Annotated in this window: 8 protein-coding genes; 4 read left to right on the top strand and 4 right to left on the bottom strand. The window is 68.4% G+C overall.

Annotation, left to right across the window (positions count from 1 at the left end):
• Positions 1–677, bottom strand: a 677-nt coding sequence (locus tag D7Y21_RS39025) for a TetR/AcrR family transcriptional regulator (RefSeq protein ID WP_233612465.1), incomplete at its 3' end; no start/stop codon positions are given.
• 346 nt (positions 678–1,023) lie between these two features.
• Here D7Y21_RS39025 and D7Y21_RS39030 point away from each other — a divergent pair.
• The 3 genes from D7Y21_RS39030 (at position 1,024) to D7Y21_RS39040 (ending at position 3,613) form a co-directional block, all read left to right on the top strand.
• Positions 1,024–1,494, top strand: a complete 471-nt coding sequence (locus D7Y21_RS39030) for an Lrp/AsnC family transcriptional regulator (RefSeq protein WP_014400605.1) — start codon at positions 1,024–1,026, stop codon at positions 1,492–1,494.
• Between the two features lie 2 nt (positions 1,495–1,496).
• Positions 1,497–2,714, top strand: a complete 1,218-nt coding sequence (locus D7Y21_RS39035; protein WP_121718422.1) for a PLP-dependent aminotransferase family protein — start codon at positions 1,497–1,499, stop codon at positions 2,712–2,714.
• 152 nt (positions 2,715–2,866) lie between these two features.
• Positions 2,867–3,613 carry an SDR family oxidoreductase gene (locus tag D7Y21_RS39040; RefSeq protein ID WP_120565414.1) on the top strand — a complete coding sequence of 249 codons (747 nt, stop codon included), beginning with the start codon at positions 2,867–2,869 and terminating at the stop codon, positions 3,611–3,613.
• 28 nt (positions 3,614–3,641) lie between these two features.
• Here D7Y21_RS39040 and D7Y21_RS39045 read toward each other — a convergent pair whose 3' ends face one another.
• Positions 3,642–4,001, bottom strand: a complete 360-nt coding sequence (locus D7Y21_RS39045) for a helix-turn-helix domain-containing protein (RefSeq protein ID WP_120565415.1) — start codon at positions 3,999–4,001, stop codon at positions 3,642–3,644.
• A gap of 129 nt (positions 4,002–4,130) precedes the next feature.
• Between D7Y21_RS39045 and D7Y21_RS39050 the strand changes: the two genes are divergently transcribed.
• A complete protein-coding gene (locus D7Y21_RS39050) occupies positions 4,131–4,733 on the top strand; it encodes a malonic semialdehyde reductase (RefSeq protein ID WP_121718421.1) in 603 nt (200 codons plus the stop codon).
• Between the two features lie 223 nt (positions 4,734–4,956).
• On the opposite strand, the gene D7Y21_RS39055 is transcribed toward D7Y21_RS39050, so the two are convergent.
• Both D7Y21_RS39055 and D7Y21_RS39060 read right to left on the bottom strand, forming a co-directional pair.
• Positions 4,957–5,418, bottom strand: a complete 462-nt coding sequence (locus D7Y21_RS39055; protein WP_120565417.1) for a hypothetical protein — start codon at positions 5,416–5,418, stop codon at positions 4,957–4,959.
• Between the two features lie 57 nt (positions 5,419–5,475).
• The gene (locus D7Y21_RS39060) at positions 5,476–6,885 is read right to left on the bottom strand and encodes a S8 family serine peptidase (protein ID WP_120565418.1); all 1,410 of its coding nucleotides are present in this window, start codon (positions 6,883–6,885) and stop codon (positions 5,476–5,478) included.
• Between the last annotated feature and the right edge of the window lie 383 nt (positions 6,886–7,268).

Here is a 7,268-nt window from a genome sequence, read left to right on the forward strand (position 1 = left end):
GGGGTGGGCTTCGACGACTTCGCTGCTGCCTTCGAGGGGGGGACAGCCTGCAGATGGGTGCGCGCGGCGCCCGCGTCCGGGGGCAGGCCGTGGGACAGCAGCGTCATCGCCGTGTCGAGCACGCGCTCCAGGCCCATGTCCTCCTCCCAGAGCACCCAGCGCATGCCCAGGAAGTCGCCAATGCCCATCAGGCAGTAGGCGAGCGCCTCCGGATCCATGCGGCGCACCTCGCCAGCCTCCATGGCCAGCGTGAGACCACGCACGTAGCCCTTGGCGAAGCGGTCGTAGTAGCGGCGGTAGCAGTCCGCGTCCACGAACTCCGCCTGCCGCACCACGCGGTAGAGGTTGGGGTGCTGGCGCACGAACTCGAAGAAGGCGCGCAGGCCCTCGCGCTCCACTTCCAGGCGCGTGGTGCACGCGGCCGTGGACTCCGCGATGAGGCGGCGCAGGCGCGCGCCCAGCTCGTCCACCACCTCCACGAAGATGGACTGCTTGTCCGGGAAGTACACGTAGAAGGTGCCCAGCGCGACGCTGGCCTTGCGCGTGAGGTCCGCGATGGACGCGCGCTCGTAGCCCTTGTCGCCGAACACCGCCTCCGCTGCCTTCAACAACTTCTGCCGCGTCCGCTGACCGCGCGGCGTGACGGGGACGCGTTCTGAAGTTGAAGGGCGATTCATCTTTCAGGACGGGTAGCACCCGGCCGACCGCCCTGTCAAAAGCGGATGGATGGCTCCCTGCGTCAAAGACAGACACGGACGCGAGGCGTCAAACACTTCGCGGGACCTCCCCGGACCGTGAGCGGGGAAGTGTCCACCGCGCCCACTCCTCCCCAAGGGAGGACTGCCGCCAGGCCCGCGCGGCACCACCTTCCGCCTGACTGCCTGGAGACTCGGGAGGTCGGGTAGGAGACCTTTCGCCGTCATCAATCCTTTTGCGTGCAAACGGACTTGCACTCCATGGCGAATGCATATAACTTCACCGTCGACTGCCAAGGGCACTTATAAAAATAAGGTTTTACACCCCATGGACGCCCTGGATTATCGCATCGTCGACATGCTTCAGCGCGATGGCCGGGCCACGCAGCTGGAGCTGTCACGTGGGGTGAAGTTGTCCCAGCCGGCGGTGGCGGAGCGCATCCGCAAGCTGGAGGAGAAGGGCATCATCACCGGCTACACGGCGCGCGTGGACGCGACGCAGCTGGGGAAGGACATCACCGCCTTCATCGGGGTGAGCATCGAGCACCCCAAGCACTTCGAGGGCTTCGCGCGGAAGGTGGCGGAGCTGCCGGACGTGCTGGAGGCCCACCGGGTCGCGGGGCAGGACTCGTACGTATTGAAGGTGAAGACCGCGAATACGCGGACGCTGGACTCGCTGCTCGTGGAGACGCTGCGCACCATTCCAGGTGTGACCCGCACGAGCACCACCATCGTCCTGTCGACCTTGAAGGAAGACACGCACGTGCGTGTCCCCGATGAGCTGTTGAACGGAGAATGAACATGAGCGCGGACGCTATGAGTGCCCCCCTGCCCCCTCCTCCGGCCTACCGGCTGTCCCAGCGCATGTCCCGGATGAAGACGTCCGCGGTGCGCGAAATCCTCAAGATCGCCGAGCGCCCGGACATCCTCTCCTTCGCCGGTGGCCTGCCCGCCCCGGAGCTCTTCCCCGTGGACGTCATCGCGAAGGCGTTCGAGGAGACCTTCGCCCGGGAGGGGCGCCCCGCGCTCCAGTACAGCACCACGGAGGGCTTCGCCCCCTTGCGCGAGTGGATCGCCGGGCACCTGACCCGCAAGGGCCAGCACGTCCACGCGGACCAGGTGCTCATCACCAGCGGCTCGCAGCAGGGCCTGGACCTGGTGGGGAAGATCCTGCTCGACCCGGGCGACCTGATGGTGGTGGAGGACCCCAGCTACCTGGCGGCGCTCCAGACCTTCGGCGGCTACGAGGTGGAGTTCGCCACCGTGCGCAGCGACGACGCGGGCATGGACACGGACGACCTGGCGGCCCTGCTGAAGAAGCGCGTGCCGAAGCTGCTCTACGTCATCCCCAACTTCCAGAACCCCAAGGGCACCACCCTGTCGCTGGAGCGCCGCAAGGCCCTGGTGCGGCTGGCCCAGGAGCACCGCTTCGTCATCCTGGAGGACGACCCGTACGGCGAGCTGCGCTTCAAGGGCGTGCACCTGCCGTCGCTGGCGTCGCTGGATGACCAGGGCGTGGTGCTGTCCCTGTCCACCTTCTCCAAGACGCTGGCCCCCGGCCTGCGCCTGGGCTGGGTGACGGGGCCTCGCCCGCTGCTCAAGTCGCTGACCATCGCGAAGCAGGCCACGGACCTGCACACCGCCACGCTCGCGCAGCGGGCCACCGCGCGGCTGCTGGAGACGTTCGACTACGCGGGCCACATCCAGGCGCTGATGCCCGTCTACGCCGAGCGCGCCAACGCGATGCTGTCCGCGCTGGAGACCCACATGCCCCAGGGCACGAAGTGGACCCGGCCGGACGGCGGCATGTTCCTCTGGGTGGAGCTGCCCCAGGGCCTGGACGCGGCCACGCTGCTGCCCCGCGCCGTCGAGCAGAAGGTCGCCTTCGTCCCCGGCGCGCCCTTCTTCGCAAACAACCAGAAGCCCCAGTTCATGCGCCTGAACTACTCCAACCGCCCGCCCGACCTCATCGCCGAGGGCATGCGCCGGCTGGGCTCCGTCATCGCTGACGCGCTGTAGCCGTCCCCCGCGCCCCCAACGCACCGCGTCGGGGGTCCGGGCCTCATGAGAAGTTGAAGCTTGATTCAGGTTTCAGCCTCCGCGGCGCTGGCCAGCGCCCGCGCGGTGTGCGTACCCTGCGCGCGTTTTTTCCAGACGCCCAGGAGAGGCACATGCAGCTGAAGGACCTGAAGATCATCGTCACCGGCGGCGCGCAGGGCATGGGCGCGCACTTCGCGCAGCGCATCCACGAGGCGGGCGGCCAGGTGGCCGTTGGCGACGTCAACGAGGAGAAGCTCGCGGCGCTGCCGGCGGGCATCCACCGCCGCAAGCTGGACGTGTCCAACGAGCAGGACGTCATGGACTTCGTGCAGTGGGCCCACGGCGCCATGGGCGGCCTCAACGGCCTCATCAACAACGCGGGCATCCTGCGCGACGCGCTGCTCGTGAAGAAGGACCGCACCACCGGGCAGATCAAGAAGCTGTCCACGGCGGACTGGAACGCCGTCATCGGTGTGAACCTCACCGGCGCCACGCTGATGGTGCGCGAGGTCGTCACCAAGATGGTGGAGACGGACCAGCGCCCCGGCGTCATCGTGAACATGTCGTCCATCGCGCGGCACGGCAACCGCGGCCAGTCCAACTACGTGTCCGCCAAGGCCGCGCTCGCCGCGAACACCGTCACCTGGTCGCGCGAGTTCGCGCCGTTCGGCATCCGCGTGGGCGCCATCGCCCCGGGCATGATCGAGACGCCCATGACGCAGGGCATGAACCAGAAGGCCCGCGACGCGCTGGTGGCCGCCATCCCGGTGGGCCGCATCGGCGAGCCGGAGGACATCTGGCAGGCCGTGAAGTTCATCGTGGAGTGCGACTACTTCAACGGCCGCACCATCGACGTGGACGGCGGTCACAACTTCTAGGCCGTCCGCAGCACCCGCGCCCCGGACCTCAGGCGCTCTTGCGCTTCCGGGGCGCGGCCCGCGTGGGCTTCACGTCCACCCAGCGCTCCGCCCACTTGCCCAACTCGTCGATGACCTTCCAGAACGCCTGACCCTTCTCCGTCAGCCGGTACTCGGAGCGGATGGGCGGGCCCGGGTCCACGTGGCGCTCGAGGATGCCCTCGGCCTCCAGGTCCTTGAGCCGCTCCGACAGGACGCGCTCGCTGATGGTGCCGATGCGCTCCGTCAGCTCCCCGAAGCGGCAGGGCCCATCCATCAGGATGCGCAGGATGACGCCCGTCCAGCGCCGGCCCAGCAGGTCGGCCGCCGCCAGGAACCGCGAGCACAGCGGGCTCAGGTCGTCATGCATCGTGCCACCTCCACTCCGAATATAGCGCCCGCCCCTCTCCGCCGGCACTTACTTACTTTTTGGAAGTTACTTGCGAAATAAAAGTGACGCGGGTAGCCATGGGCTGTTCGCAACGGAAGGACACCACGCATGGCGACGACGAACACGGCCCTGGGCACGGACGCACTGGAGCAGCTCTTCACGGAGGCCCGCACCTACCCGGGCTGGCAGGACCGGCCGGTGACGGACGAGACGCTGCGCCGCATCTATGAGCTGGCGCGCATGGCGCCCACCGCGGTCAACAGCCAGCCGGTGCGCCTGGTGTTCGTGAGGAGCCGCGAGGCCAAGGAGCGGCTCAAGCCCGCGCTGTCCCCGGGCAATGTGGACAAGACGATGCAGGCGCCGGTGACGGTCATCGTGGCGTACGACACCGCGTTCCACGAGCAGATGCCCAAGCTGTTCCCCTCGCGCGACATGAAGAGCGTCTTCGCGGCCATGACGCCGGAGGCGCGCGAGCAGGCGGCCTTCATGAACGGCACCCTGCAGGGCGGCTACGTCATCCTCGCGGCGCGCGCGCTGGGGCTCGACTGCGGCCCCATGGGCGGCTTCGACAAGGCGAAGGTGGACGAGGCCTTCCTCCAGGGCACCGGCTGGAGGTCGAACTTCCTCATCAACCTGGGCTACGGCGACCCGGCGAAGCTCTTCCCGCGCAACCCGCGTCTGTCTTTCGAGGACGCCTGCCGGGTGGACTGACACCGTCCAATCCCAGACAGCGCATTGGTCCCTCCGTTCAATGGCATCAGGCGGCCACAATCCTGAGTTTCTAGGTTAATCAGGAAGAAGCAGCCCCGCCGTCGGTTCCACAGGGGTGAACGCGGCAAGCGAGCCTCTTCCCGGTGCGACAGCGCGAGCGCCCCCACGAGGGTGCCCGCCCTTCGCGGGGCCGGTGACGGGAGGCAAGCGCGGTGGAGCGGAGCTAGTACAGCTGTTCGAGCGGCATCATCGTGCCCGCCTCGAACTCCGGCGCGCGGCGAAGTTGGTCCAGCACGCGCGGGGCGCACCTCAAGTGCAGCATGGGCAGGGAACCGCCCGGCTCACTCATGGCGCGCACGGCGCCCACCAACTGGTGTGCCTCCAGCCAGCGCATGAAGCTCTCGCGGAAGCGGGCGTTCTCCGCCTGGCCTTCCTTGTGGATTTCCGCGCGCGAACGCATGGGTGCCCGTGAGGACACGGAGGCGCTCTTCGGCGCGGCCGACTCCCGGGGCATCACCGTGACGTCGATGTCGCCGCCCGGCTGTGCGTCACGCTCCAGGCCACCTGAGCCCGGCAACGCACGCACCGTGCCTCCGCTGCCCGGCAGCGGACGCACGGCGGCGACGGAGGACATCCGGGCCGAAATGTCTTGGGGTCCGCCCGGCACGCCATTCTTCCTGCTCATGGCCACATCCTCCCCAGGTCCGGTGCTCACGTGGCACCGGCCCCGGCAACTACCGCGTCACCTGAAAACAGCCAGGCCCTTCCCCGTCCGGTGGTTCGCCGAGCGAGGAAGCTTGATGGCATTGCCCAGAATCAAATCTCTCACTTCCAATGCCGTCAAGTCAGGGGCACGGCAACGATACAGCGCCGCGATTCCTGCGACATACGGCGCCGCCATGCTTGTGCCGCTCATTCGTTCATAGAACGCCTGATTGTTGCAGCGGCGTTCAGTAGACGAATACACATTCACCCCGTAGCCCATGACGTCAGGTACGACCCGACGCCCCACGGAGCCGCTGGCGGAGAAGGTGGCCACGTTGCGCTCGAAGTCGACTGCCCCCACAGCCAGGGCCTCGGGAAAGGCTGCTGGGTAACCAACCGTGTCGGGTCCACTGTTACCCGCCGCGACAATGGGCAGGATGTTGCTGTCCAGAAGCCGACGCAGCATGGCTTGCAGCGCGCGCTGGTTGAGCAGGTAGTCCGCTTCGGAGATGCCCGGAGGCGGCTGCAGCGGGAAGCCCAGCGACAGGTTGACGACGGCGGGACGCGACGCGTTCTCCGGACGGCTGAACTGGTGCAGCAGCCACTCCATGCCGGCGGCCACTCGGCCCAGGCTGGTGCGGATGGTCTCCGACTCGATGACGGACGCGGCGTACAGGTCCACCTCCGGCGCGACACCGTGGTGCACGCCCGCGGCGATGCCGCACACGTGCGTGCCGTGGCCGTCCGGATCGAACCCGCGCACGTCGCGCGCGGGGTTGTGCGGCGAGTTGGGGAAGAGCGAGACGTAGCGGAACTGGATGGTCTTGCTCGCGTGCTCCGGGTGGTCCGCGTCCACGCCGGTGTCCAGGATGCCCAGCATCACGCCGGCGCCCCGGATGCCCTGGGCGTGCGCCAGGGGGACACCGGACTCGTCAGGCCACTCGCGCGTGGCGAGCGAGCTCATGCCGCGGTTGCGCGGCCCTGTCTGTCCGGCGGACACCGGACCGGGGAAGGACAGGGGCACCACGTCCGGGATGAACTCGAACTCCTCCGCCAGCTCGCCCCGGGCCGCCTTCTCCGCGTCCTGGGAGTAGAAGTGCGCCATGGTGGCGCCGATGAGCGGCATGAACCGGTAGCTGCCGGCTTCCGTGCCGGCCTGCTCCGTCACGGGCGCGCCCGGCATGGGCGTGGCGTCGACGTCGCTGGCCTTCTTCCCGCGGGCGCTCTTGCGGCCGCGCTGCGCCTGGCCGCTGACCTCCGGCTTCACGCCAGGCAGCGTGGCCGACCGCAGTCCGAGGGCGGTGAGGGCATCCGGTGCCTTCTGGGCCGCGCTGAAGCGAAGCGCGGTGCTGCGGCTGAGGACGCGCTCGCCCTGCGCCGTGCCACGCACACCGGGCCGGGCCTGCGTCTCGATGGACTCCTTGGGTACCAACAGGAAAGACTTCATGGCTGTGCTCCTTGGACCGCTCAATCCGCGCCGGGCCCCGAAGGGAGAGCACCTGCGGTACGACCGCGCCCACCTGGGGACCCTGACAAGCCCCTTCCGGATCCGGTGGGTCGGGCTCGCGGGCGTCGCCCGGAGCCGTTGCATCACCTGCCCTCCCCTCTCCCCATTCGCTGGGGTCCAACCGGGGGATTTGACCGCGACCCCCTGACAAAAAATCACGGGATTTCCGTAATAGACACCCCCTTGTCTGGTGTCTCGGTCCTCACTCGGCTTCCCCGAACCTCCGGAAACACAACGGATTCCCTCCGTGGGACGAGGGCAGTGGCCGGGGGCGCACACGGGCTCTGTCCGCCAGCGGATGTGGGGAAGGGGCAGGCAGGAGG

This window comes from Corallococcus sp. AB045 (assembly GCF_003668895.1).
In the GTDB taxonomy this organism is placed as follows: Bacteria; Myxococcota; Myxococcia; order Myxococcales; family Myxococcaceae; genus Corallococcus; species Corallococcus coralloides.

Excerpts from the sequence above, each read along its gene's own strand:
- D7Y21_RS39030 (WP_014400605.1), top strand. The coding sequence starts at position 1,024 with ATGGACGCCCTGGATTATCGCATCGTCGACATGCTTCAGCGCGATGGC.
- D7Y21_RS39035 (WP_121718422.1), top strand. The coding sequence starts at position 1,497 with ATGAGCGCGGACGCTATGAGTGCCCCCCTGCCCCCTCCTCCGGCCTAC.
- D7Y21_RS39040 (WP_120565414.1), top strand. The coding sequence starts at position 2,867 with ATGCAGCTGAAGGACCTGAAGATCATCGTCACCGGCGGCGCGCAGGGC.
- D7Y21_RS39045 (WP_120565415.1), bottom strand. The coding sequence starts at position 4,001 with ATGCATGACGACCTGAGCCCGCTGTGCTCGCGGTTCCTGGCGGCGGCC.
- D7Y21_RS39050 (WP_121718421.1), top strand. The coding sequence starts at position 4,131 with ATGGCGACGACGAACACGGCCCTGGGCACGGACGCACTGGAGCAGCTC.
- D7Y21_RS39055 (WP_120565417.1), bottom strand. The coding sequence starts at position 5,418 with ATGAGCAGGAAGAATGGCGTGCCGGGCGGACCCCAAGACATTTCGGCC.
- D7Y21_RS39060 (WP_120565418.1), bottom strand. The coding sequence starts at position 6,885 with ATGAAGTCTTTCCTGTTGGTACCCAAGGAGTCCATCGAGACGCAGGCC.